21 protein-coding genes and 1 riboswitch are annotated in these 24,000 nt (G+C 63.0%); of the genes, 13 read left to right on the plus strand and 8 right to left on the minus strand.

All coding sequences use genetic code 11. The annotated features are described in order from the left end of the window. Positions 1 to 161 precede the first annotated feature (161 nt). The 3 genes from uriH to ACLRGI_RS05680 are packed head-to-tail and all read left to right on the plus strand — an operon-like array spanning position 162 to position 3,609. Positions 162 to 1,211 carry a uridine-preferring nucleoside hydrolase UriH gene (uriH, locus tag ACLRGI_RS05670; protein ID WP_419200718.1) on the plus strand — a complete coding sequence of 350 codons (1,050 nt, stop codon included), beginning with the start codon at positions 162 to 164 and terminating at the stop codon, positions 1,209 to 1,211. Then, entirely contained in the window at positions 1,211 to 2,656 is a 1,446-nt protein-coding gene (uriT, locus tag ACLRGI_RS05675; RefSeq protein ID WP_419200680.1) for a uridine transporter UriT, read from the plus strand. Before uriH ends, uriT begins: the two co-directional genes overlap by 1 nt. Beyond that, entirely contained in the window at positions 2,653 to 3,609 is a 957-nt protein-coding gene (locus ACLRGI_RS05680) for a ribokinase (protein WP_419200681.1), read from the plus strand. Before uriT ends, ACLRGI_RS05680 begins: the two co-directional genes overlap by 4 nt. 82 nt (positions 3,610 to 3,691) lie before the next feature. Here the strand turns inward: ACLRGI_RS05680 and ACLRGI_RS05685 are convergent, their stop codons facing one another. Continuing rightward, positions 3,692 to 4,003, minus strand: coding sequence for a putative antibiotic biosynthesis monooxygenase (locus ACLRGI_RS05685; RefSeq protein ID WP_419200682.1), 312 nt, complete (start codon positions 4,001 to 4,003; stop codon positions 3,692 to 3,694). A 100-nt stretch (positions 4,004 to 4,103) separates the two neighbouring features. Between ACLRGI_RS05685 and ACLRGI_RS05690 the strand changes: the two genes are divergently transcribed. The 3 genes from ACLRGI_RS05690 (at position 4,104) to pabB (ending at position 7,416) form a co-directional block, all read left to right on the plus strand. Next, a complete protein-coding gene (locus tag ACLRGI_RS05690) occupies positions 4,104 to 4,709 on the plus strand; it encodes a TetR/AcrR family transcriptional regulator (protein ID WP_419200683.1) in 606 nt (201 codons plus the stop codon). Positions 4,710 to 4,816: 107 nt separating this feature from the next. Then, positions 4,817 to 5,377: a low molecular weight protein-tyrosine-phosphatase gene (locus tag ACLRGI_RS05695; RefSeq protein WP_419200684.1), complete on the plus strand. Its 561-nt coding sequence runs from the start codon at positions 4,817 to 4,819 to the stop codon at positions 5,375 to 5,377. Next, positions 5,374 to 7,416, plus strand: a complete 2,043-nt coding sequence (pabB, locus tag ACLRGI_RS05700) for an aminodeoxychorismate synthase component I (protein ID WP_419200685.1) — start codon at positions 5,374 to 5,376, stop codon at positions 7,414 to 7,416. Before ACLRGI_RS05695 ends, pabB begins: the two co-directional genes overlap by 4 nt. Positions 7,417 to 7,474: 58 nt before the next feature. Here the strand turns inward: pabB and cls are convergent, their stop codons facing one another. After that, positions 7,475 to 8,947 carry a cardiolipin synthase gene (gene cls, locus ACLRGI_RS05705; protein WP_419200686.1) on the minus strand — a complete coding sequence of 491 codons (1,473 nt, stop codon included), beginning with the start codon at positions 8,945 to 8,947 and terminating at the stop codon, positions 7,475 to 7,477. Between the two features lie 86 nt (positions 8,948 to 9,033). On the opposite strand from cls, the gene ACLRGI_RS05710 reads away from it, so the two are divergent. Further along, positions 9,034 to 9,975 (plus strand): aminodeoxychorismate lyase, encoded by a 942-nt coding sequence (locus ACLRGI_RS05710; RefSeq protein ID WP_419200687.1) that lies wholly within the window; start codon positions 9,034 to 9,036, stop codon positions 9,973 to 9,975. Between the two features lie 255 nt (positions 9,976 to 10,230). Further along, positions 10,231 to 11,685, plus strand: a complete 1,455-nt coding sequence (locus ACLRGI_RS05715; protein ID WP_419200688.1) for an amino acid permease — start codon at positions 10,231 to 10,233, stop codon at positions 11,683 to 11,685. 227 nt (positions 11,686 to 11,912) lie between these two features. Here the strand turns inward: ACLRGI_RS05715 and ACLRGI_RS05720 are convergent, their stop codons facing one another. From ACLRGI_RS05720 to ACLRGI_RS05735, 4 genes are all read right to left on the minus strand, one after another. Further along, positions 11,913 to 12,395 carry a carboxymuconolactone decarboxylase family protein gene (locus ACLRGI_RS05720; RefSeq protein WP_419200689.1) on the minus strand — a complete coding sequence of 161 codons (483 nt, stop codon included), beginning with the start codon at positions 12,393 to 12,395 and terminating at the stop codon, positions 11,913 to 11,915. A 150-nt stretch (positions 12,396 to 12,545) separates the two neighbouring features. Continuing rightward, the gene (locus ACLRGI_RS05725) at positions 12,546 to 13,610 is read right to left on the minus strand and encodes a PLP-dependent cysteine synthase family protein (protein ID WP_419200690.1); all 1,065 of its coding nucleotides are present in this window, start codon (positions 13,608 to 13,610) and stop codon (positions 12,546 to 12,548) included. Beyond that, on the minus strand, positions 13,604 to 15,163 hold the full coding sequence (locus ACLRGI_RS05730; protein WP_419200691.1) for an aromatic amino acid ammonia-lyase: 1,560 nt from the start codon (positions 15,161 to 15,163) through the stop codon (positions 13,604 to 13,606). The genes ACLRGI_RS05725 and ACLRGI_RS05730 overlap by 7 nt, the downstream gene beginning before the upstream one ends. Beyond that, on the minus strand, positions 15,163 to 16,491 hold the full coding sequence (locus ACLRGI_RS05735; protein ID WP_419200692.1) for an NtaA/DmoA family FMN-dependent monooxygenase: 1,329 nt from the start codon (positions 16,489 to 16,491) through the stop codon (positions 15,163 to 15,165). Before ACLRGI_RS05735 ends, ACLRGI_RS05730 begins: the two co-directional genes overlap by 1 nt. Positions 16,492 to 16,644: 153 nt before the next feature. Between ACLRGI_RS05735 and ACLRGI_RS05740 the strand changes: the two genes are divergently transcribed. The 5 genes from ACLRGI_RS05740 to ACLRGI_RS05760 all read left to right on the plus strand — a co-directional run bounded on the left by ACLRGI_RS05740 (position 16,645) and on the right by ACLRGI_RS05760 (position 21,070). After that, entirely contained in the window at positions 16,645 to 18,348 is a 1,704-nt protein-coding gene (locus tag ACLRGI_RS05740; protein WP_419200693.1) for a SulP family inorganic anion transporter, read from the plus strand. 83 nt (positions 18,349 to 18,431) lie between these two features. Beyond that, positions 18,432 to 18,543, plus strand: a riboswitch (SAM riboswitch). A gap of 13 nt (positions 18,544 to 18,556) precedes the next feature. Beyond that, positions 18,557 to 18,823, plus strand: a complete 267-nt coding sequence (locus ACLRGI_RS05745) for a DUF1737 domain-containing protein (RefSeq protein WP_054808796.1) — start codon at positions 18,557 to 18,559, stop codon at positions 18,821 to 18,823. After that, positions 18,820 to 19,230, plus strand: a complete 411-nt coding sequence (locus ACLRGI_RS05750) for a rhodanese-like domain-containing protein (protein ID WP_419200694.1) — start codon at positions 18,820 to 18,822, stop codon at positions 19,228 to 19,230. Before ACLRGI_RS05745 ends, ACLRGI_RS05750 begins: the two co-directional genes overlap by 4 nt. Further along, positions 19,231 to 20,439 (plus strand): O-succinylhomoserine sulfhydrylase, encoded by a 1,209-nt coding sequence (locus tag ACLRGI_RS05755; RefSeq protein WP_419200695.1) that lies wholly within the window; start codon positions 19,231 to 19,233, stop codon positions 20,437 to 20,439. A gap of 10 nt (positions 20,440 to 20,449) precedes the next feature. Further along, complete coding sequence (locus tag ACLRGI_RS05760; RefSeq protein WP_419200696.1) at positions 20,450 to 21,070, plus strand: hypothetical protein; 621 nt, start codon at positions 20,450 to 20,452, stop codon at positions 21,068 to 21,070. Here ACLRGI_RS05760 and ACLRGI_RS05765 read toward each other — a convergent pair. Further along, positions 21,057 to 22,253, minus strand: coding sequence for a glutamate--cysteine ligase 2 (locus tag ACLRGI_RS05765; RefSeq protein ID WP_419200697.1), 1,197 nt, complete (start codon positions 22,251 to 22,253; stop codon positions 21,057 to 21,059). The genes ACLRGI_RS05760 and ACLRGI_RS05765 overlap by 14 nt on opposite strands. Before the next feature lie 68 nt (positions 22,254 to 22,321). Then, the gene (locus ACLRGI_RS05770) at positions 22,322 to 23,845 is read right to left on the minus strand and encodes a UDP-N-acetylglucosamine 1-carboxyvinyltransferase (protein ID WP_419200698.1); all 1,524 of its coding nucleotides are present in this window, start codon (positions 23,843 to 23,845) and stop codon (positions 22,322 to 22,324) included. Positions 23,846 to 24,000 lie beyond the last annotated feature (155 nt).

Consider the following 24,000-nt stretch of genomic DNA (forward strand, 5'->3'; position numbering starts at 1 on the left):
GAAGACATCAAGCGCTTGACGAACAGAACCCGAGACAAGCGTTAAGCGTTTGACGTAGCCCACAAACGAGTGCCAGAATTCCCCTGAATGCTTAGCGCCCTGCCCCGGGCAAGTTCCAGGCAGGCCCCAATGACGTGGAGAGAAACGTGGATCCCAACACCATGACACCGGCACGCAAGAAGATCATTCTTGACTGCGACCCTGGCCATGACGACGCCGTGGCGTTGCTGCTGGCGCACGGCAATCCGGACATCGAACTGCTGGCCGTGACCACCGTGGTAGGCAACCAGACGTTGGAAAAGGTCACCCGCAACGCCCTATCAGTGGCAACCATCGCCGGTATTACCGGGGTCCCCTTCGCAGCCGGTTGCGACCGCCCCTTGGTCCGCACCATCGAAACGGCCCCCAGCATCCACGGCGATTCCGGCATGGACGGCCCGGAGCAGCCCGAGTCCGCTATCGAGCTGGACCCGCGCCACGCCGTCGACCTCATCATTGAAACCGTCATGGCGCATGAGCCGGGCACGGTCACCCTGGTCCCCACCGCGGGCCTCACCAACATCGCAATGGCCGCCCGCAAGGAGCCGCGCATTGTGGAGCGCGTCAAGGAAGTTGTCCTCATGGGCGGCGGCTACCACGTGGGCAACTGGAGCGCGGTGGCAGAGTTCAACATCATCATCGACCCCGAAGCCGCACACATCGTATTCAACGAAAAGTGGCCCGTGGTGATGGTAGGCCTGGACCTCACACACCAAGCTCTGGCCACGGACGAGGTAGTGGACCGCATCGCGAAGATCGGCACCAAGCCCGCCAAATTCGTCATGGAACTCATGGACTTCTTCCAGAAGACCTACAAGGACGCCCAAGGCTTCGACTTCCCGCCGGTCCACGACCCCTGCGCGGTGGCCTACGTCATCGACCCCACCGTCATGACCACCCGCAAGGTCCCCGTGGACATCGAGCTCCAAGGCAAACTCACTCTCGGCATGACTGTGGCCGATTTCCGCGCACCCGCCCCGGACGACTGCCACACCTCCGTCGCCGTGGACCTGGACCACAAGAAGTTCTGGAACCTGGTTACCGACGCGATAGAACGGATTGGCGAACCAACGCACGACGCCGGCGGTGCCGCCACTCCCGCGACGGCTGACCTCACGGAAACGGAAGTCACCGCCACCGCCGAGGCAATCCTGGCAGGAGAGGCAAAGTAATGTCCTCCCTTGCAACCGAACCCAAGTCCACTCGCGGCAACGTCACCGCCCTCATGGTGGCCCTGCTGGCAGCCTGCGTAGCTTTCCAGCTCAACGCCTCCATGCTCAGCCCGGCCCTGGTCACCATGGGCAACGAACTCAACACGGACCAAGCCACCATCGGCCTGTCCCAGACCTGGTTCTTCACCGCCGCAGCACTCTTCTCCCTCTTCCTTCCGCGCCTGAGCGACATCGTGGGCCGTAAGAAGATCCTCGTCGGCATGATGCTCCTGATGGCTGTGGGTTCTGTCATCGCAGCGATGGCCCCGGACGTCACATGGCTCTTCGTCGGCCGCATCATCCAGGGCGTCAGCGGCCCCACGGTTCCGCTCTGCCTGATCATGCTCCGGTCCGCGGTCAGCAACCCGCGCAAGTACGGCACACTCATGGGCCTGATCACGGCAGTAAACGGCGGTGTGGCCGGCGTCGACTCCTTCGTGGGCGGATACTTCGCTGAGAACTTCGGGTTCCGCAGCATTTTCTGGCTCATGGTCGCCCTGGCCTTGATCGCCACCGTTCTGATCGCCGTCCTCGCCGGCGAAAGCAAGCCGGCCGCCGGCACCACCATGGACTGGCTGGGCGTGTTCTTCATTGTCATCGCCGTCGGCGCCCTGCTCACCGCGTTGAATGAGGGCGCCAAACTGGCCAGTGCGTTCGACGCCGGCACCCTGACCCTCGCGATCGTACTCACGGTGATCGCCGTCGTCGCGTTCTTTGCGTTCTGGACTGTGGAGAAGCGCGCCAAACAGCCCATGGTGGAAACCGTGCACCTGCGCCAACGCTCCACCTGGGCTCCGCTGCTGACCACCACCCTGACCATGACCGGTATTTTCGCAGTCATCAACGGCATCGTTCCCGCCTACGTGCAGGCAGCGGATCCCGGCTTCGGCGTTGGTCCCACGGAGATGTCGCTCATCATCCTGACTCCCTACGCACTGCTTGGCTGGCTGTTTGGCCCGATCAGTGGCCGTCTTGCTCCGGTCCTCGGATACACGAAGGTCCTGCGCATCGGCCTGATCGGCAGTCTCGTGGCTCTGGCCATCATTGCCTTCTTCGGCCTCAACAACCTGCCAATGATGATCGTGGGCACGGCGTTGCTGGGCATCATGTACGCCGGTACCGTCAACATCATGTTGAACGGGCTGGGCGTGGTCCTCTCGCCGCAGGGCAATCCGGGCTTCCTGCCGGGCATGAACGCCGGCGCCTTCAACCTCGGAGCCGGGCTTAGCTTCCTTGTCCTTCCGGCGGTCCTGGTGGCCACTGCTTCGCTCAATGATCCCAAGGCTTCTTACCTGACCGTCGTGGTGGTGGGCCTCGCCATTACCTTTGCTGCCTTCGCCGCTTCGCTGCTGATTCCAAAGCCTGTGGACGCAGAAGTGACCGAGAACCAGAAGGTGACCGCATGACCAGCGCGCCCAAGGCGGGAATCGTCGTCGTCGGCTCCCTCAACGCAGACCTCACCATCTATTGCGACCGCCTCCCTCAACCCGGTGAGACAGTCCACGGCGATGGTTTCGCAGTGAATCCCGGCGGAAAGAGCGCCAATCAGGCGGTGGCTGCCAGCAAGCTCGGCGGTCAAGTCAGCCTGATCGGGGCAGTGGGCCAGGACCCCAACGGCACCATGCTCCTGGAATCGACAGCCGGCGCGGGGGTGGACGTTTCGCGCGTCCTGCGTTCGGAAGTTGCCACCGGTGTCGCCGTCATTTCCGTGGACGCCAGCGGTGAGAACAGCATCATCATCTCGGCCGGAGCCAACGGGACGCTCAGGCCCGCGGACATCACGCCCGACGCGTTCCAGGAAGCCGCTGTGGTGTGCCTCTGCCTGGAGGTGGGGATCGATACTGTGATTGCCGCCGCCCAAGCAGGGCACGACGCCGGTGCAACCGTTCTGCTCAACCTCTCGCCTTACGCGGAGGTGCCGGAGCGTTTGGCCGGGTTGAGCGATGTGCTGCTGGTGAACGCTCACGAGGCGTCCCTATTCCTTGGCGCGGAAGCCGACATTCCTGACGCCGAAGCCGGCGTTGAAGCATGGGAGCCGGTCCGGAGCCAGTTCGCGGATCGAGGCCTGCAGCGGGTCCTGGTGACGCTCGGCGCACACGGTTCGGTGGTCCTGGATTCGTCGGCACGTGGCGCTGAAGACCAGATCACCCGCATCGCTCCCACACGCGTTTCTGCGGTTGACACCACGGGTGCCGGCGACGCCTTCACGGGTGCTTTGGCTGCGCGCCTGGCTGCCGGGGACACCTTGGCGGGTGCCGCGTCCTTCGCCTCGGTAGCCGCAGCGTTGGCTGCCACGAAGAAGGGCACGCAGGCTGCGTACCCCACCATCGCCGACGTCGAGCAGCTGCGGGCCGCTTAGTCCCGCCCTCCCCACCCAACTGGCTGGCATTAGTGGTCCTTCTCAGCCCTCAGAGCGACCACAAATGCCAGCCAGTTGGGGTTCAGGCAGGTTTGCGGCCCGCTCGCCGTGCTTGGCGCTCAACAGCCCTGCGGGTCAGGGCACCGTGTCCGGCCATGAGCCGCGGAACCACGAAGTAGACAGCCGCGGGAACAACAAGAGCGGTCAGCAGCAGTGCCCGAAGCACAGGGTGCCAAGGCTCCATGATCGGGCCCAGGAGCAGCATGCCAATGGACACGAGCGGGAAGATGGCGAGCCAGGTGATCACGGCGCGAACGTGCACGGACGGCAGCTGGGGCTTCGCCGCAGGGGCAGCGGGCTCAGGGGTGATCCGGGAGGTTGTTTGTGTGGTCATGACATTCTCCAACTAAACGGTTGCTTTTGGCTTGAGATCACAATAACCCCACCCTCCCCCAATTACAACCACTTAGTTGGAAACTGGTAATATGACCCCTATGGCGTGGGACACAGAGCGAACAAAAGGGCTGCTGCTCAAAGCAGCAACGTCGGAGTTTTGCGCGCGTGGACTGGCCGGCGCCCGTATTGACCGCATTGCGGCAGAGGCAGGCGTCAACAAGGAGCGGATCTACCAGTACTTCGGCAACAAGAATGCCCTTTTCGACGCCGTGATCGTCACCGCCCTGAGCTCCCTCATGGATGAAGTTCCCATCGAGGGCAGCGGTCCCGAAGCCATGGCAGACTACGCAGGCCGGCTCTTCGACCACCACCAGAAGGATGCGACCGCGCCACGCCTCCTGTTCTGGGAAGGACTGGAACGCGGCGCGGAGGTTGTGGGACTGCCCAGGCGGATGGCCAATTGTGCGTCGAAGGTCAACAGCACCGTTGCCGCCCTCCCCGGCGTCTCCCGGGAGGATGCCGGGGATCTCCTGATTACTATCGTGAGCTTGTGCGACGCCGCCCCCGTACTCCCGGCGCTCGACGGACTCATGGCCGGCGACGAGCCGGGCAGGGCTCAAAGGCGACGCGCCGCCGTCGTACGCACCGTTTACCTCGCCGCCGCAGCGCTCGCCGCGGAAGCACGGGAAGCCACTCCCGCCTAGCGCCAGCACCAGCCGGAAGTCCGCGCGTGACAGCTTTGACAGGAAAAGTGACTCGGTTGTGAAGTTGCCCCTAGCCAAGAGGGTGCGCCATGAATCATGCTTGCTGCATGTACTCAACGACGAGCCCATACCGCATCATCACGGTCTGCACTGGAAACATCTGCCGCTCGCCCATGGCAGCGGTCATGCTTTCCGAAGCCCTCCAGGCGGAAGGGCTCGGCGAGCTCGTGGTGGTGGACTCTGCGGGCACCACAGGGTACGAGGTTGGACACCCCATAGATCCCCGGGCCGCTCGTGTCCTGACGGCCCAGCACCTCGCTTCGGAGGACCACGTTGCCCGTGAGTGGCGGCGCGAATGGTATGCCGAACGGGACCTGATCCTCGCCCTTGACGTTGACCATTTCGGCTGGCTCCAGGAAGGCGCCCCGGATCACGCTTCCCTGGGGAAGGTTCGGATGCTCCGCAGCTTCGACCCCCACATGGCGGGCCGTAGCTCGCTGGACCTCGGCATCGAGGACCCTTGGTATGGCGGACACACTGACTTCGATAACACGTGGACACTGATCAAAGCCGCCATCCCCGGAATAGTGCAGTACGTCAAGGCAGCCATCAGCACCGCGGAGGCCGCCACGGGCCACGACCACCAGCAGGTAACCTCTATGACATGACCCCTGCACCCGTGATCATCGCTGTTGACGGCAGGTCCGGCGCAGGTAAAACCACGCTCGCCGTTGAACTGGCGGCACGGCTGCGGCAGCACCACAAGGTTTCACTGTTTCATCTGGAGGACATCTACCCCGGCTGGAACGGCCTCATGCCCGGCATTGAACGCTACGTCGGCACGGTCCTGAAACCACTCAGTTCCGGCGAGGCAGCGGAATGGACCAGTTGGGACTGGGAGAAGCATTACGACGGCGGCCTGAACGTCACGCTGCCCGCCGAGATTGTCATCGTGGAAGGCGTGGGAGCCGCAGCGGACGCAGCCCGTCCCATGCTGGACGCCGTGGTGTGGGTGGAATCGCCCGGTGACGATCGCCGTCGTCGGGCTTTGACGCGTGACGGAAGCACCTACGAACCGTACTGGGACAGCTGGGCAGCCCAGGAGGATGAGTGGCTTTCCACCGATGAGGTGGTCGGAGCCGCTGACGTCCGGGTACAGAACCTTGCAGACGGCAGCGCACCGGATGATGTGCTGCAGGCCCTGATGTATATGCCTTCAGTTGCTGCCGTCTTGTCGCCTGAACTCAGTGCCCGGCGAGGACTGCAATTGCGATCCGAGCGACTGGAGGCGACGCCCGACGCTGCTCGTCTGTTCGAGTCCCTGTACGGCCAGTCCGCGAACGCGGTGTGGCTGGACTCCTCCAATGCCTCCGCAGTCGCCGGCCGTTCCCAAGCGGCCGCGCGCAGCCGCTTCAGCATCCTGGCGGACGACGGCGGGACGTTCGGACAGTCCGTACTGCACCGTTCCGGCACCACCCACGTGACCGCCGGTTCCGCCACCGTGAGCACGTCCGGGCCGTTCTTCCGCTGGCTCGATTCCGTCTGGGGCCGCCGCGCCGTCCGCGCACCCCGCGGTTATGACGGTCCGTTCACGCTGGGCTGGCTCGGCTATCTGGGGTACGAACTCAAGCGCGAAACCGGTGGCAATGACGTCGCCGCCGACACCCCGGACGCTGCCCTGCTCTTTGCCGGCCGGGCTGTGGTGCTGGACCATCGCGAACAGGCTGTCTGGCTGCTCGCCTTGGAAGCGCCCGACGCCGAGGAATGGTTCCGTGAGGCCCGCACCGCCGTCGAGGCTGCTGCCACCCCTGCCGCCGCTGTGGCCGACGTCCCCTCAGTCCTGTCCGGGACAGTTCCCGAATTCGTCAGCAGGGACTCCGCCACTGACTACAAGCGCAAGATAGAGGACTCCCAGCACGAAATCAGCGAAGGCAACTCTTATGAAATCTGCCTGACCACCACGTTGGAAGCCCCGGCCAGGGACTTGGATCCCTGGGCGAGCTATCTCAGCCTTCGACGCAGGAACCCGGCACCGTTCGCCAGTTACCTTCGCTTCGGCGAACTGGTGGTCGCGAGTACGTCGCCCGAGCGGTTCCTCCGCATACTGTCCGACGGCGGCATGCGCGCCGAGCCGATCAAGGGCACCCGACGCCGCTCCTCCGACGCCTCCGAAGATGCTGCTTTGCGGCACGACCTTGAGACGTCGCTGAAGGACCGTGCCGAGAACATCATGATCGTGGACCTGCTGCGCAACGATCTCAGCCACTTCGCCATCCCCGGTTCCGTGACCGTCAGCCGTCTGTGCGCGATCGAGAGCTACGCCACGGTCCATCAAATGGTCAGCACCATCGACGCACACCTTCGCCCCGGTGCGCCGCGGGCCGAAGCTTTGGCCGCAGCCTTCCCCGCCGGCTCCATGACGGGGGCGCCCAAGATCAGCTCCATGGACATCCTGGACCAGCTCGAATCCGGGCCGCGGGGCATCTACTCCGGCGCGATCGGTTACTTCTCGCTGAACGCGGCCACGGACCTCGCCGTAGTGATCCGGACCTTGGTGGTAAACCCCGATAGCGCAGGCGGGCGGACGCTGTCCCTCGGCGTGGGTGGGGCCATTACATCGGACTCCGCGGCTGACGATGAGTACGAGGAAATCCGGACCAAGGCCTTCGGCGTGCTGTCCACGTTGGGCGCTGAATTCCCGGGCTGAGTTTTTGTACAGCTAATGCCCCTAAACGCGCCTCTAAAGGGCGTCAACTGTACAAAAACTACTGGAGCGTCGCCGTCAATCTGGCCACGTTATCCACATACTTTGCCAACGGGGGTCTATCCATCCAGTCTTCCAACATAAGCTCACGGGACACCTCGCGATACGTGGACTCCACGGCCCGCATGAGGTTCACGGTTTCGGCGCCAAGGAGCATCACCGAGACCTCCATGTTCAGGGAGAAGGAGCGCATGTCCATGTTGCTGGAACCGAGAACGGCCACTTCATCATCAATGGTGAAGTGCTTGGCGTGGAGGACGTACGGCGCCCGGTACAGGTAAATCCGCACTCCTGCACCCAGCAGGGCTTCATAGTAGGAGCGCTGGGCGTGGTGAACCAGGAATTGGTCTCCCTTTTCTGAAACGAAGAGTTCAACATCAACGCCTCGCTGCGCGGCCGTGGTGATGGCGTAGAGCAAGGAGTCATCGGGGACGAAATACGGGCTGCAGATGGAGATCCTGTGCTGCGCCGAGTAGATCAGGGTATTGAACAAGCGAAGGTTGTTTTCGGTGGCAAACCCCGGACCACTGGGGACTACCTGGGCCGTGACGCGGCCAGGAGCCGGCTGCGTTGGCAGGCGTAGCTGGTCCTCAAGGGACTCATCCGTCTCGCTCAGCCAGTCGGTGGCGAACACGACGTTGAGGGTGGCCACAATGGGTCCCTCAAGCCGGGACATGAGCTCAACCCACTTACGGCCAACCTTGTGGTGTTTGGGATTGTTGTATGAAGGCTCGATCAGGTTCTGCGAGCCGGTGAAAGCAACCAGTCCGTCGATCACCATGATCTTGCGATGGTTCCTCAGGTCCGGTCTCCGCCATTGACCATGGATGGGCAGAAGCGGCAGCATTCGCTTCCATTGGATCTTCCCTGATTTGAGCCGCCGGATCAGGCGACGGTACCCCTTCACACGCAGCGTTCCGATGTGGTCAAAGAGAAGCCTGACTGTGACGCCCCGATCGGCTGCCTTCTCCAGTTCAGTGAGCAGTTCGTCCGTCACGGAGTCGCTGCTCATGATGTAGAACTCGGCGTTGATGTAGCTCTCGGCGCCTTTGACCGCTTCCGCCATGGCCTTGATGGATTCCTCGTAGCCGGGAATCAGCTCAACCTTGTTCCCGTCAACCATGGGCAGCGATCCGAGCCGATGATTCAGCTCGCCCGCCGACTTCACCCATTCCGGACCGGAGTAGACGCTCACTGGATCGGCAAGGTCGGAGGTCACGGCACGGACGCGGCGATTTACTTCTTCCTGCTGTTCACGCCGGCGCTTGGACAGCTTGAAATTGCCGAAGAGGAGAAAGAGGACGAAACCTACGGATGGGATGAGGAACACAGCCAAAAGCCAGGCCATGGCAGTGGTGGGACGGCGGTTGCCGGGGATGATGCCCAAAAGAGCGATGCGGATGATCACTTCCGCAATGGCCCATGCGGCTAGTAGCCAGGTCCACTCCTGGCCAAACGGAAAAGGAAAGAGCACCTACAAACCCCCACGGTCCAAGAACAACAGTGTCCACAGCCTATCCGGCAAAGTCATCCGGCACCGCCCCGCACTAAGCTTGGACCATGACTTCACCTGCTCCCACGGTCCTTGTTTTCCTGGACCCCGCCTTCGAAAACGGACGAATTGCCGATTCAAGCCAGCCCCAGCTCATGGCAACGGATCTCGGTGCCACCCGCGGCGACGGCGTCTTCGAATCCCTCCTGGCTGTTCAGGGACGTCCCCGCAAGGTCCAGGCCCACTTGAACCGGCTGAGCAGTTCCGCCGCAGCCTTGGACCTGGTACTCCCGGAGCAGGAAGCTTGGCGCAAGGCGATCGATACCTCCATCAACGAGTTCCGTGCCGTCCACCCGGCTCCCACGCCGGAGGAAGACGAGGTTGTGGTCAAGCTGATCGTTACCCGCGGCGTCGAAGGCGCGGCCAGCCCCACTTGTTGGGTTCAGGCTTCGCCCTCCCCCGCGGGCAGTCGCAGGCAGCGCGAGACGGGCATCGACGTCGTACTTTTGGACCGTGGCTTCGATACCGAAGCCGGCGAGCGGGCCCCGTGGCTGCTGCTGGGTGCCAAGACGCTTTCTTATGCCGTGAACATGGCGGCGCTCCGCTTCGCGCATAAGCAGGGCGCGGATGACGCCATCTTCACCTCTACGGACGGCCGCGTCCTGGAGGGACCCACGTCCACAGTGTTGCTGGCTCACCTGGAAACAGTCGACGACGGCGACGGTTCCGTGAAGACTGTACGTCGCCTCATCACCCCTCAGCATGACAGCGGAATCCTGCCCGGCACCTCTCAGGGCGCGCTCTTCGCAGCGGCGAAAGCCGCAGGCTGGGAGCTTGGCTATGGGCCGCTCGTCCCGCAGGACCTGTTCGATGCCGATGCTGTGTGGCTTATCTCAAGCATTCGCCTGATCGCTCCTGTGAATCACATTAACGGCCAGGAAATCGGCACACCGGCTGTTCGGAAGCAGCTCACTGCCGAATTGAACGAACTCTTTGCAGGCATCGAGTAAATCACCGGGCTTCGATGGGCACATGCCTAAGATGCCCCGCTAGGAACCTAGCAGGTCGCAAGTAGAGTAATCGCTCGCATGACTTAATGATTAGGAACTCTTGGCCTCAGCCGTGGGCCTTCAGCGCGTTCAATCGCGTTTCTTATCCTCCTTGAAATGGTCATTCGTCATGTGATGAATCTTGTTCTCGTGTTAGTTGGATCACGTCCGACTAGTGCTACTTCAGACTTTGCTGGCTAACTTCCCGGAGGGAATATGGGACTCAGCTCCCCCACAGAAGCCGAAGCATCGGCAACCGAGGCACAGTCGCAGACTGGCGCCTCACAGACAGGTCTTCGCCGGTCCATGGAGGCCCGGCACCTGGTGATGATCGCCATGGGCGGCGTCATCGGCTCAGGCCTGTTCGTTAGTTCCGGATACACCATCGCCACCGCCGGACCCTTGGGTGCTGTGCTGGCATTCCTTATCGGCGCCGTAGTGGTCTACCTGGTGATGGCCTGCCTCGGGGAGCTCGCTGTTGCGTTCCCCGTCTCGGGTGCGTTCCACATTTATGCCGCACGGACCATCGGCCCGGCCACCGGCTTCGCCACCGCTTGGCTGTACTGGCTCTGCTGGGCCGTGGCCCTGGGTTCAGAGTTCACGGCAGCAGGCTTACTGATGCAACGTTGGTTCCCTGGCGTCGACGTCTGGATCTGGTGCTTCGTCTTCGCCACGGTCCTGTTCACCTTGAACGCCATTTCCTCACGCGTCTTTGGTGAATCGGAGTTCTGGTTCGCGCTCATCAAGGTCGCCGCCGTCGTCGGCCTGATCATTCTGGGCGGCGCCGCCCTGGCCGGATTCCATCCCCTGGCCGCAGGCGAGTTCCCCTCCTTTGGCGAGAACTTCAGCACGCCGGACGGTCTCTTCCCTAACGGTTTCACGGGCGTCTTTGTCACCTGCCTGGCGGTCTTCTACGCCTTCTCGGGTTCGGAACTTATTGGCGTTGCCGCTGGCGAAACTGCCAACCCCGGGGCAAACATTCCCAAAGCAATGCGAACCACGGTCATCCGGCTCATGATCTTCTTTGTTGGTGCAATTGTGGTCATCGCCGCCACCATTCCGTACGAACAAGTCAGCGTGGACGAGAGCCCGTTCGTCACTGTCTTCTCCATGCTGGGCATCCCGTACGCCGCAGACATCATGAACTTCGTGATCATCACGGCACTGCTGTCCGCCGGCAACTGCGGGCTCTTCTCCTGCGCCCGCATGCTCTTCTCGCTGGCCGACGAAGGCCATGCACCGCAAGTCTTCAAGAAACTCACCAAGCGTGGAATCCCGATGGTGGCACTCTGCGTCAGCATGCTGGGTGGCTTGGCCTCGCTGATCAGCAGCGTTGTGGCCGCGGAAACCGTCTACCTGGTGCTCGTCTCCGTGGCCGGTTTCGCGACTGTTGGCGTGTGGATGTCCATTGTTGCTTCACACTTCGTCTACCGCCGGACGTTCATTAAGAACGGCGGCGACCTGAACACGCTCCCCTACAAGGCTCCCTTGTTCCCGCTGGTTCCGATCCTGGCGTTCGCACTCTGCTTGGTGTCGCTGATCGGAATCGCGTTCGACCCCAACCAAGTGGCGGCTCTCTTCTTCGGCGTTCCGTTCGTGGGCGCCTGCTACGCCGTCTTCTACTTCAAGTACGGGCGACGCCGCTCGCTCAAGAAGGCTCTGGAGCCATAGGGCTTCCCGATGGGGGCTCCTGACCTTCCTTGGATGTAGATCAGCCCTTGGGCAACCCATTGCGGTTGTCCAAGGGCTGATCTCGTTTCAAAGAGGGTCAGGACCCTACGCAGACCGGGCCCCCACCACCCACTTGGATCCCCAATCCACCCCGACACGCCCAATAAGGCGTGCTCCCTGTTGGAGGCCAAAGTTGGTGGTGGCCGCACGCCCGTTTGGGCAGGGGCCTACTTCTTGGCCGGACGGACCGGGTGCTCGCTCAAAATGGACAGACGGTTGAAGGCGTTGATCCCTATGGCCGCCATGCAGATGATGCTGATTTGCTCGTCACTGTAGTGCTGGCGCGCCTGTTCGAAGAGCTCAGGGCTGGGCCTCGACGAGCTCATCCGGGTGATCTGCTCCGCAATTTCCATAGCCACCACTTCGGCAGGCTCAAACAACGGCACTTCCTTGTAAACGGGAACAAGGGACAGCCGTTGTTCCGTCTCGCCGTATTTCAGGGCCCGCCGGTGATGGAGATCCAAGCAGAAGGCGCAGCCGTTGATCTGCGAGCACAAGTAATTGATGAGTTCAAGGGTGCGGCGCGGGATGCCAAGCCGGTCAGCTTCGTCCACCAGCTGCTGGGAATAGTGGCTCAGTGTTGCGTAGAGATCCGGCTGCTGCTTGTCCAGATAGCCGGCAAGACGTGGTTTTGTTTCCTGTTCAGGCATGCTTGGAGCCTAGCGCAATGGAGGTTCCTGTCCCCGCTTCAGATGCGAGCAGCCCGCCCCAAACCCGAGGGACGTGAGAGAGCGATCGCCCCAAACCCGAGGGACGTGAGAGAGCGATCGCCCCAAACCCGAGGGACGTGAGCGGGGGTTCTACTCGCGGGCGGCGGGGCGGTCGGCGGCGAGACGGATGCCGTGCTCTACCAGCCACACCGGATTGAAGGCCTTACTCAGGTAGTTCGTGCCGGCGTCGGGCGCTATGGCCACCACCAGCGAACCGTGGGGTGCAGCGCGTGCCACCCGAACGGCCGTAGCGACAGCCAGTCCGGAAGACGGACCCAGCGCGAGCCCTTCTTCATCGAGAAGCCGGTGGACAGTGGTGTAGACCTCGTCGTTGGGGATGCGGAGGAAACGGTCCACAATGGCGCGATCGAAGGCCTTGGGCCACTCAGCTTCGGGCCAGGAGTTGCCCACGCCGTCCACCAGGATCTCCCCGGGATGGCCGCCGCTGTACGCAGAACCATAGGGGTCGGCGCCAACAACTTCCAGGTGCCCGCCGGCCCGCGAAGCTGCCACGCGTTCCTTCAGGAACCGGCCGTTCCCGCTGATGGTCCCGCCGGTGCCGATACCCGCGACGAAGTGGGTCACCATGCCGCCAGTCTGTTCCCAGATTTCCGGCCCGGTGGTTTCGTAGTGGGCGGCAGGATTGGCGGGGTTGTCGAACTGCATGGGACGCCACGCGCCGGGCGTCCCGGCCGTAATCCGCGCGGCTACGGCACGGGCATTTTCCGGCGATTCCGACGGCGCATTCCAGTCGGTGAGGATCACCCGGGCACCGTAGTTGTGCAGCGCGGCGAGCTTCTCCTCGGAGATCGTGTCGCCCGTAACCACCACCACCGGGTGTCCGGTCAGGTGTCCGATGAGGGCAAGCCCGATCCCGGTGTTGCCCGACGTGCTTTCCACAATGGTGGCTCCGGGTCTGAGTTCCCCGGACCTTTCCGCGGCCCTAACCATGCTCAGCGCAGTGCGGTCCTTGATGGAGCCGCCGGGGTTTTCTGACTCAAGTTTGATATGGACGGCGCTGCCCAGGCCGTGGCTCAGCGCTTCCAACTTCACCAGCGGCGTGTTCCCCACCTTGTCCAGGACAGAGGCATCCAGCCCGTCTGGAATGGGGGCCGCTGCGTGTACTCCGTGCTTCCGAATCGCCGTGCTCACCATGCCTCCCCTGTTCCCGCGAACTCCCGGTCGATTACATCCCGCAACTCCGCCCGCGCCCGCTCTACCAGATCGGGCGCCGGGGGCCGGTCGGCAAGCACATCCGCCAGTCGCCCTACGACGGCGCCGGTCCCCTTTCCGAGCGGTTGCGCGGCTCCCGCTTCCAGCAGCAGGTACGACGCCGTCAGTGCCTCGATCACTAAGAGCTTTTCGGCAGCCTCCAACGACTTTTCGAGTTGCTGCAAGGCGAGCGGGGCCAACGTGGAGTGGTCTTCGACGTCGGCAGAGAGTGTCGGGGCCCCGAGCGTGGCCGGGGCGGCCAGGAACTTGAGCTCGGCCAAGAGCCCTGCGGCGGAGTACCAGAGCAGCCCGGGAAGTTCCTCCTGGGCCAATCCGTCCCCGGAGGCAGCAGCCTGCAGGTGGCGGGCGCGGATAACCCTTTGCGGCGGATACAACTTTGCGATGCGACGTTCACTGGAAATCCCCACATGCGCCAAGGCCAGCCGCAGGCCCTCAATGGCGAAGGCCAGCTGCATCGGCTGGAAGTTTCCGCCGGACACCATTTGCCCGGATTCGACATCGACCAGAGGGTTATCACTCCGGCCGTTCAGCTCCACTTCCAAGGCAGCATCGAACTGCGTCACCAGAGACCGGAAAGCACCGTGCGTCTGCGGCGCGGCCCGGAAAGACAAAGCATCCTGCACAGACACTTCGGGTCGAACATCCTCCAACCACCCACCACGCAGAAGGTGTCGAACCGCAGAGGCCGACTCCCTCTGCCCGTCAATCGCCTTGGCCGCCTGGATCGCGGGCGAAAACGGGCTGAGGTTCCCGCCGTCGTCGTACCTTGCGATCGTCTCCAGCGAGAGGGAAAGCGCGACGTCGGCCAGTGCGGCCAGATGCTGCAAGCGCACCAAGGCGAGGGTTCCAACGCCCACGGAGTACGCATTGGCACTGACCAGGGCTAGGGCCTCACCGGGCGCGAGAACGAGGGGCTGGAGACCGGCGTCGGCGAGCGCTTTGGCGCCTGGTATCAGCGTGCCGTCCGCGTGGAACGCTGTGCCCTCGCCCAAGGCAACAGCGGCGACGGCGGCAAGCTGGGTCAGGTCCGACGAGCCCACGGAGCCTTCACGCGGGATGGCAGGGAAGATGTCGCGGTTGAGCATTTCGGCATAGAAGCCCGCTGTTTCAGGACGGACGCCGGAACCGCCACGGCTGAAGCCGACAAGTCGGGCAAGGATCAAGGCCCGGGCACCAGCGCGATCCAAGTACGAGCCCACACCACTGTTGTGATACCTGACCACCTGGACCTGATACGCCAGGAGGGACTTCTCCTCCACAGCCGTATCCCTGCCTGATCCAAGCAAGGTGTTGAGCCCGTAAACACGTTTCCCCGAGGCCGCGGTCAGCTCCACTATGTGCCTGGACCGACCCATCAGAATCAGCACTTCCTGGTTGAGTTCCACCTGGAACGCGGGGTCTATAGCGGCCAGCGCCACGTCGGCCGGGCGCACCGGAGCCGCTCCAAGCAGCAAGGTTCGCGGTTCAGCGGACATCAGAAGTCCAAGAGGTTCTGCCGGAAACCACCGTTGCCATAACTCTTCCTCAACAGGCCGCGGCGTCGCAGTTCGGGGGTGAGCTTGTCCAGGACACCGTGCACCGTCGCCGGGTCCACGAAGCCGGAGAAGAGGAAACCGTCCCCACCCACCTCAGACCCGGTCGATTCCAGATAGTCGGCGATTTCACCGACCGTGCCAATGATCGAGTCGCCCGCTCCCCCGCTGCGTGCCTGCAGGATCTGGCGGAGCGTCGAACCTGGAGGGGCTGCCTTGGCGAAGTGTTCCAGCGTTCCTTGGTTGCTGTTGGTGCTCAACTCGGGAAGCGGAGCATCGAGGTCGAACTGTTTGAAGTCGATCACGGAAAGGTAGGAGATGGAGTTGAGCTGGCTGTCGATGTCGCGCTGGGTGAGTTGCCGGCGCTGTGCCCGCAGCTCCTCCGCCTCGGCCGTAGACCCAACGACGGTGGGCTTCAGGACGAAAAGCACCTTGACGTCGTCGGGATCGCGCCCGGCCTTCGCAGCTTCTGCGCGGATCGAGTCCCGGTAGGATTTCATGCCGTCAACGCCACGGGCCAAGGCAATGGCAACGTCGGCATGCCCGCCTGCGAAGGCCTTGCCCCGGGGAGATGCTCCTGCTTGGACCAGCACGGGTTCTTCCGGCAAGGGCGCGGTGTTCAGCGGTCCCCGGACCTTGAAAAAGTCACCCTCATGGTTGATTGGATGCACCTTGCCGTGGTCCGCGAACACCCCGGCGTCAACGTCCTCAAGCACAGCACCCGGTTCCCAACTGTGCCAAAGCCGCCTGACGACGTCGACGAATTCCTCCGCTTTCTCGTACCGGAGGTCGTGTTCGATCTGCTGGTGGAGTCCGTAGTTCTGCGCGGCGAGGTCACTGCCCGAGGTGACCACATTCCAGCCAAGCTGCCCTTCCGAGAAGTGTTGCAAGGTGGCCAACAGCCGGGCGGCGGTGAAGGGCGGATAAAAGGAAGCACTGACAGTCGGAACGATTCCAAGGTGCTTCGTCGCGGAGAACAGGTACGGGACCAACGCCAACGGATCGTGCTTCGGCGCGAAGGAAGCGTGCGCCAGGGAGACCTCGGCCGTGCCGCCATAGGTGTCCGGAACGGTGAGCGAATCCTCAATGATGAACAGGTCCAACCCGGATTGTTCGAAGGCCCGGACAGCTTCCTGGTACAGGGCGGGCTTCTTCCAGTCGTAGCCCAGGCCATAGCCGGGAGTCCCCCAGCCCTGGACACCGAAACCGTGTCCCACGAACCATCCAAAATGCAGCATGGGCTTGAGTGTAGAACTGCTCTGTCCGCTCACCGCGACCTGATTTCATGCGAAGTTACAGGGGGTCGTACTGCGTCAATTATGCTCCCGGAGCGTCACATTTGGGCTGGACTCATGACGGTTCGGATTTCCACATACGGCCGTTGCAATGTTTCGCGAACAGCCTGGGTCGGGAATGATCGCTGTATGAGTTCACCCCGCCGTTCTTCTGCCAAGCCCTCCGCCAAGGACCGGCTGTCAGGCGTCTGGGCGCTCAAGGGCTACAAACGCGAATGGCTACGGCACGACCTCGTGGCGGGGGCAGCTCTGTTCGCGCTGCTGGTGCCCGCCGGCATGGCCTATGCCCAGGCGGCTGGGCTGCCTCCCGTCACCGGGCTCTATGCCACCGTGGTTCCCTTGCTGGTTTACGCCATCGTGGGTCCTTCCCGCATCCTGGTCCTCGGCCCCGATTCCGCCCTCGCCCCCATGATTGCCGCGGCGACCGTGCCGCTGGCAGCGGGCAGCAGCGAAAAGTCGGTGGCGCTCGCCGGGCTGTTGGCTGTGTTGATCGGGCTGATCATGCTGGCCGGTTCGGCCCTGAAACTCGGGACCATCACCGGGCTTCTGTCCAAACCCATCAGGCTTGGATACTTGAACGGAATCGCGTTGCTGGTGGCGTTGTCGCAGCTGCCGGCGTTCCTGGGGATAGAGGCCGACGGCGACATCTGGCATAAGCTCGCCAAGGTCACCACCGGGGTGCTCACCGGAGGCGTCAACCTCCCTGCAGTGCTGCTGGGCGTTGGTTCCCTTGCCCTCATTTGGATACCCCGGCTGCTGAAATGGAAGGTACCAGGCGTCCTGCTGGCGGTGGCCGGCTCATGCGTTGCCACAGCGGTCTTGGGCCTGAACGAGGACGTCAAGGTCACCGGAGTCTTGCCCCAAGGCCTCCCGATGCCCGCGCTCGGCGGTATTGCTTGGGCAGACGCATTGGCCCTGCTTCCCGCAGCCGCGGGTATCGCCCTCATGGCGTTCGCAGATACCGGCGTCCTGTCCCAAACGCTGGCTGCCAAGGAAGGGAAGAAGGTCTCGGGGAACAGGGAGATGGCAGCCCTCGGGGCTGCCAATGCTGCCACCGGCCTGCTGGGCGGCTTCCCCATCTCCGGCAGTACCTCCAGGACCCCGGTGGCCGTGGATGCCGGCGCCAAATCCCAGATGACCGGTGTGGTGGGGTCGGTGCTTGTTCTGGCGTTCATGCTTTTGGCTCCCGGTGTGACGGAGTACCTGCCTTCCGCCACCTTGGCCGCCGTCGTGATTGCTGCCGCAATCGCACTGGCGGATCCCGCGGGCGTCCGGCGGCTCCTGAGCCTGAGCCGGAGCGAATCGGTGGTGATGCTGGCGGCATTCCTGGGCGTCCTCACAGTGGGTGTGCTCCAAGGAATTGTGGTGGCAATCATCCTGGCACTCTTGGATTTCGTTCGCCGTGCTTGGGACCCGTACCGCACTGAGCTCGGCTCGCAGGAAGGGCGGCCCGGCTACCACGATCTTGCACGCCATCCGGAAGGCGAACGCATCCCGGGGCTCCTGATCCTCCGCTTTGATGCCCCGTTGTTCTTCGGCAACGGGCAGGTCCTGGCAAGCTTTGTCCGTGAGCAACTGGACGAGGCGTCGGAGGGGATCTCCCACATAATCCTGGCGGCAGAACCCATCACAGGCATCGACACCACGGCCTTGGACGATCTGGTCACGCTGGACGAATGGTTGGCCCGGCACGGCGTGGATCTGGTGTTCGCCGAGCTCAAAGGGCCGGTGAAGGACAAGTTGATCCGCCTCGGAACAGCAGCCCGTTTCACCCCGGACCATTTCTTCTCCACAGTGGGCGCAGCCGTCCGCGCGCTCAAGGAGGAACAATGAAACGGCCGCCGATTACGCAACATGACGGCGGCTCCACCACCCGCAAGTGCGGCCGGATGCCCGTGGATGTTACGTTTTTCTTGAGTAATGAGTACCAGCGCAAAGCCCTGACTTGCTGGTCGGCAACCCTCTCTCCGGCGGGGTGCCTCAGGTGACTACTCGGCGTAACGACAACTCGTACTGCAAGCGTGACTGAGGAGCACCAGCTATGCCTGAACCCACTGAAGAAAAACTCTCTTACCGCCTGGTGACAGGCCCGGATACCCGTGACTTCTGCGAACGCATCCACAATGCCCTGGCTGAAGGTTACGTCCTCCATGGCAGCCCGGCAGCGACGTTCAACGGCACAGACGTCATAGTCGCCCAAGCCGTTGTCCTGCCGACTGCAATCGCCACTGCCGATGCCGCCGTCGCGAACGCCGTTGATCAGCTGGAAAACTACGACGACGAAGAAGCGTTCGAGGGCCACGCATGAGCTACGCAGGTGACCTGACCCCGCAGGACGCGTGGGCCAAGCTTCAAGAAGGCGCCATCCTGGTGGACGTCCGCACTGAGGGCGAATGGGCGCACATTGGGATCCCGGACACCAAAGCCACCGAGAACGACCCCCTGTTCATCCAGTGGAACCTTGCCGGCGGCATTCCGAACTCCCGTTTTATCGAGGACCTTCAGCAGCAGGCGCCCGAGGACGACGGTATTGAGCTGGTGTTCCTGTGCCGTTCAGGGCAGCGCTCCATCTCTGCCGCCATTGCCGCAACGCAAGCCGGCTTCACTGCCTACAACGTCCTCGAAGGCTTCGAAGGCGAGCCGGACCGCTACGGTGAGCGCACCGTCAACGGATGGAAGAACCGTGGCCTGCCAACGAATCTGGGGACCGAGTAAGTGACCTTCAATCCCGACGCCGCCGGCTGGAGCCCTGACACCCAGGCCGTCCGCGGTGGCCTTGACCGCACCAATTTCCAGGAAACGGCCGAGCCCGTTTTCCTGAACTCCGGCTTTGTCTACGAATCAGCAGCAGCGGCCGAACGCGCGTTCACCGGTGAGGACGAACGCTTCGTTTACTCCCGTTACGGCAACCCGTCCGTGGCCACTTTCCAGGAGCGGCTGCGGCTGCTCGAAGGAACTGAGGCGTGCTTTGCCACGGCATCCGGGATGTCCGCCGTCTTTACGGCATTGGGCGCCCTCCTGGCTGCCGGTGACCGCGTGGTTGCCGCCCGCTCGCTCTTTGGCTCATGCTTCGTGATCCTTAACGAAATCCTGCCCCGCTGGGGCGTGGAGACAGTCTTCGTGGACGGACCGGACCTGGAGCAGTGGCGCGAAGCCCTGTCCGAGCCCACCACCGCAGTGTTCTTCGAGTCACCATCGAACCCCATGCAGGAAATCGTCGACATCGCTGCCGTCAGCGAGCTGGCGCACGCAGCCGGGGCCACCGTTGTGGTGGACAACGTCTTTGCCACTCCCCTGCTGCAACGCTGCGGTGAACTGGGCGCAGACGTGATCGTCTACTCGGGCACCAAGCACATTGATGGTCAAGGGCGAGTCCTTGGCGGCGCGATCCTGGGCACCAAAGAATTCATTGATGGCCCGGTCAAGCAGCTCATGCGGCACACCGGCCCTTCCCTTTCGGCCTTCAATGCCTGGGTGTTGACCAAGGGCTTGGAGACTATCGGGCTGCGCGTGAACCACAGCTCGGCTTCTGCCCTGAAGATCGCGGAATGGCTCGAACAGCAACCTGCCATCAGCTGGGTCAAGTACCCTCTGTTGAAGTCCCACCCGCAGTACGAGCTTGCCGCGAAGCAGATGAAAGCCGGCGGCACCGTGCTAACGTTCGAGCTTTCGCCTTCGGCAGGGCGATCAGCCAAAGAGGCGGCGTTTGCCTTGCTCGATGGCCTCCGGGTCATCGACATCTCCAACAATCTTGGTGACTCCAAGTCCCTCATCACACATCCGGCAACAACCACCCACCGGGCCATGGGGCCGGAGGGCCGTGCGGCCATCGGGCTCTCCGATGGTGTGGTCCGTTTGTCCGTTGGGCTTGAAGAGGTGGGAGACCTCATCCTGGATCTGGAGAAGGCGCTCAAACAGGTCTAACCTTGCTGCCATGAGCGGGAACCATCCCTACCGCCGTGCCGGAACAGTGATTGTTGCCGGCACGGTGGTGTGGTTCATCGGCATCTCTCCGGTCTCACGGGTGTACATCACCCCCGATGACCGGGAGCGTCTCCGCATGCTGCAAGCCGGGCAGCGGGGCTGGATCACAGGTCAGCACATTGCCGCCGCCGGGACTGTCGCAGTGCCGGTGGGATTCGCCGCGTTTAGCCGTGCCATTCCGGCCGCGAACCCATCCAGTCGAACGGCGAAGAAGTGGGCCTACGCCGCTGCGGCCGCGCTGCTGACCGGCGCCCCGCTCTTCGTTTCCAGCCTTGCGCGGCGTGCGTCCGACATTGAAGGGTTCGCGTACCGCCGCGGATCCAGCGCCCCGTTCCTGGCGTATTCCGGGCTGCACGTTATCGCGTTGGCGGCGCTCGGAGGGAGTCTTCTTTCCTTGCCGGCAAAACGGTGGGTCGGGGTCACGGCCGCGGCTGCGGCGCCCATCTACGGAGCCATCCTTGCAGCCAGGAAGGACATCCCTCCGCTGTTTTTCTACCTCGTGGAAGGGACCGTCGGCGCCTACCTGATGGCTTGGGAAGAACCGGAAGAACACAAACTCAAGGCCTTATGACCCGTGTCAGCATGGGCGCGGGCTCCTTGTGTGCATCCGCAGCAGCGCCGCGAACGGTCACCTTCGCAACGTGTTCGACGACGGCGGCCAAGGCTTCCCTGGTGGGCGGACTTCCCGGATGGCTTTGCCCATCCCGCTGCCTCCTGTTGTAGCGCTCAGCGGCTTCCCGTTGCTCATGGGCGCCATTTCCCCGCTCCAACAAATCCGAGATCCCTGCTTTTACGAGCTCCAGCTCACCTTGGTCGTCCAGGACCGGGCTCAGATAATCCACCAACGCCCACACGACGTCCGGCGCTGGTTGGGGCAGGAAGTCACCGAAATCCAGGAGATCTCCACGCAGACCCGAATTGCTGGCCTGCCAGCTCGCCATCCGCAGGAGCGCCGTGGGCACCGCGGTGGGTTCGACGCCGTCGAGCATTTCCAACGATGCCGTCTCCACCAATGCCCGCACCAGCACCGCCATCAGGGCCGCATCCTCAGCACGCAGGCAGACGTCGGCAACCCGGACCTCCACAGTGGGATTGTTCCTGGAGATGCGGGCGTCAAAGTAGATCATGCCCTCATCCATGACCACGCCCGTCTCCAGGAGACGCTTCACGATGCGCCGATAAGCGGTCAGGGAGCCAAAAACGGAAGTAGGGCCCGACGTCGGCCACCGGTTCCATGCTTGGGTGCGGTAGCTCTCGAAACCGGTGGGAAGGCCCCGCCAGTAAGGCGAGTTGGCGGTAAGGGCTGTCAGGACGGCGAGTTTGTCCCGGATATGGTCAAGAACCACCACGCCTTCCTCGGGCGACTCCACGGAGGTGTGTACGTGGAATCCGCACGTCAACTGCTCCGTGGCAATGATGCCGAAGCGATCAAGCATCGCGGCATACCGGGGGTCCGGGGTGGTGTGGGTATTCGAGGCCAAAGGGGAGGTAGCGATCGCGGCCACTCCGGCCCCGTGCTGGCGGGCGGCCTCGTTGGCCATGGCCCTGCCGCGGCGGATCTGCTGCAGGAGCTCGGTATAGCTGTGGCACGGGCGTGTCTGCGTTTCGATCTGCTCCAGCTTCAGTTCGTGACTCAGACCCGTTGCAGTTGCGGGTTCATCATGGCCTGCCAAGAGCGCATCTGCGAGGGCCAACGGCTCGCCCGTCACAGGATCGACGATGAGCAGCTCTTCCTCAACCCCGAACGTCCGCATGCTCCATTCTGCGTCAGGAGGGCTGGTGAGGACAGAGCTTGTGTATCTGCGGCGTTTCGCAGCAGGTCCTAGTCCTGGAAGTACTCAATCTTCGCGCCAATGGTGTTGAGGCGCTCGGCAAGGTCCTCGTAACCGCGCTCGATCACGTAGATGTTGCGGAGCTCGGAGGTCCCTCGGGCAGCCAACATTGCCAGGAGCAGGCAGGCCGCGGGACGCAGGGCCGGCGGGCAACCAATTTCCGCGGCACGCCACTTGGTGGGCCCGTTAACGTAGATCCGGTGCGGATCCAGCAACTGCACCTGGGCTCCAAGCTTGTTGAGCTCCGTCAAGTAGATGGCGCGGTTCTCGTAGACCCAGTCGTGGATCATGGTCTGCCCCTCGGCGTTACCTGCGATTACTGCAAAGAACGGCAGGTTGTCGATGTTCAGTCCCGGGAACGGCATCGGGTGGATCTTGTCCTGCGGTGCGCGGAGCTCCGAGGGCTTGGTAGTCACGTCCACCAGCCGCGTACGTCCGTTCCGCGCCATGTACTCCCCGGAGATTTCAAGGTTCTGGCCCATCTGTTCCAGGGTTGCAAGTTCGATTTCCATGAACTCGATGGGAACCCTGCGGATAGTGACCTCGGAATTGGTCACAATGCCCGCGGTGATGAGGCTCATTGCCTCGATGGGGTCTTCAGACGGGAAATACTCAATATCTACATCGATAGCCGAGCGTCCGGTGATCTTCAGGGTAGTGGTTCCTACGCCGTCGATGTCCACGCCCAGGCCCTGCAGGTAGAAGCAGAGATCCTGCACCATGTAATTGGGGCTGGCATTCCGGATGATGGTGGTGCCTTCGCGGTGGGCGGCCGCCATGATGGCATTCTCCGTCACGGTGTCGCCGCGCTCGGTCAGGACGAAGGAGCGGTGGAGTTCATCCGCTGGAGGGGCGGTCACGGAGTAGAAACCGGACTTTGCTTCCACTTCGAGGCCGAACTGGCGAAGCGCCTGCATGTGCGGTTCCACCGTGCGCGTCCCCAAATCGCAGCCGCCGGCGTACGGCAGCAGGTATTCCCTGGTTTCGTCCAGGAGCGGACCGAGCAACATGATCACGCTGCGTGTGCGCCGGGCGGCGTCAACGTCCATGGATTCAAGATCCAGGACCTCGGGGCGGCGGAGACGGAGGTCGCTTCCGTTGAGCCACGTGCATTCGACGCCGATGGACGTCAATACTTCGACGATCCTGTTGACTTCCTCAATCCGTGCCAGCCGGCGCAAGGTGGTGGTTCCGCGGTTGATCAGGCTGGCACACAAGAGGGCGACGCCGGCATTCTTGCTGCTGTTGACGTCCACTTCGCCGGAGAGGGTCCGGCCACCCTCCACCCGGAGGTGGGTCATCTGCGGCTTGCCCACATTAACGATGGAGCGCCCGAAAATCGCTTCAAGGCGTTCGATCATCCGGAGGCTGAGATTCTGCTTGCCCTGTTCCATCCGGGCGATTGCGCTCTGGCTGGTTCCCAGCTCAGAAGCCAGCTGCCCCTGCGTCCAGCCTTTTTCGCCACGGGCGTCGCGGAGCAGGAGGCCTACATTCTCGGCGGTAGGTTGCGTCATTACTAATAAATATCACAAATGAGCTAGAAGTGAAGAGCAAAACACCGATTCAGCGGCATACATCACACCATATCCTTCCTGTGCGATATAGAGCCCAGACGCCGCGCTTCGGCGCGGACGCAAGGAAGAAGTACAGCCGTGATGTGGTGCTCACT

This window comes from Paenarthrobacter sp. PPS72, from assembly GCF_048537125.1.
In the GTDB taxonomy this organism is placed as follows: Bacteria; Actinomycetota; Actinomycetes; order Actinomycetales; family Micrococcaceae; genus Arthrobacter; species Arthrobacter nitroguajacolicus_E.

Bases quoted from the DNA above. Each gene is read 5' to 3' on its own strand.
- uriH (WP_419200718.1), top strand. From the start codon at position 162: ATGACACCGGCACGCAAGAAGATCATTCTTGACTGCGACCCTGGCCAT.
- uriT (WP_419200680.1), top strand. From the start codon at position 1,211: ATGTCCTCCCTTGCAACCGAACCCAAGTCCACTCGCGGCAACGTCACC.
- ACLRGI_RS05680 (WP_419200681.1), top strand. From the start codon at position 2,653: ATGACCAGCGCGCCCAAGGCGGGAATCGTCGTCGTCGGCTCCCTCAAC.
- ACLRGI_RS05685 (WP_419200682.1), bottom strand. From the start codon at position 4,003: ATGACCACACAAACAACCTCCCGGATCACCCCTGAGCCCGCTGCCCCT.
- ACLRGI_RS05690 (WP_419200683.1), top strand. From the start codon at position 4,104: ATGGCGTGGGACACAGAGCGAACAAAAGGGCTGCTGCTCAAAGCAGCA.
- ACLRGI_RS05695 (WP_419200684.1), top strand. From the start codon at position 4,817: ATGTACTCAACGACGAGCCCATACCGCATCATCACGGTCTGCACTGGA.
- pabB (WP_419200685.1), top strand. From the start codon at position 5,374: ATGACCCCTGCACCCGTGATCATCGCTGTTGACGGCAGGTCCGGCGCA.
- ACLRGI_RS05710 (WP_419200687.1), top strand. From the start codon at position 9,034: ATGACTTCACCTGCTCCCACGGTCCTTGTTTTCCTGGACCCCGCCTTC.
- ACLRGI_RS05715 (WP_419200688.1), top strand. From the start codon at position 10,231: ATGGGACTCAGCTCCCCCACAGAAGCCGAAGCATCGGCAACCGAGGCA.
- ACLRGI_RS05720 (WP_419200689.1), bottom strand. From the start codon at position 12,395: ATGCCTGAACAGGAAACAAAACCACGTCTTGCCGGCTATCTGGACAAG.
- ACLRGI_RS05725 (WP_419200690.1), bottom strand. From the start codon at position 13,610: ATGGTGAGCACGGCGATTCGGAAGCACGGAGTACACGCAGCGGCCCCC.
- ACLRGI_RS05730 (WP_419200691.1), bottom strand. From the start codon at position 15,163: ATGTCCGCTGAACCGCGAACCTTGCTGCTTGGAGCGGCTCCGGTGCGC.
- ACLRGI_RS05740 (WP_419200693.1), top strand. From the start codon at position 16,645: ATGAGTTCACCCCGCCGTTCTTCTGCCAAGCCCTCCGCCAAGGACCGG.
- ACLRGI_RS05745 (WP_054808796.1), top strand. From the start codon at position 18,557: ATGCCTGAACCCACTGAAGAAAAACTCTCTTACCGCCTGGTGACAGGC.
- ACLRGI_RS05750 (WP_419200694.1), top strand. From the start codon at position 18,820: ATGAGCTACGCAGGTGACCTGACCCCGCAGGACGCGTGGGCCAAGCTT.
- ACLRGI_RS05760 (WP_419200696.1), top strand. From the start codon at position 20,450: ATGAGCGGGAACCATCCCTACCGCCGTGCCGGAACAGTGATTGTTGCC.
- ACLRGI_RS05765 (WP_419200697.1), bottom strand. From the start codon at position 22,253: ATGCGGACGTTCGGGGTTGAGGAAGAGCTGCTCATCGTCGATCCTGTG.
- ACLRGI_RS05770 (WP_419200698.1), bottom strand. From the start codon at position 23,845: ATGACGCAACCTACCGCCGAGAATGTAGGCCTCCTGCTCCGCGACGCC.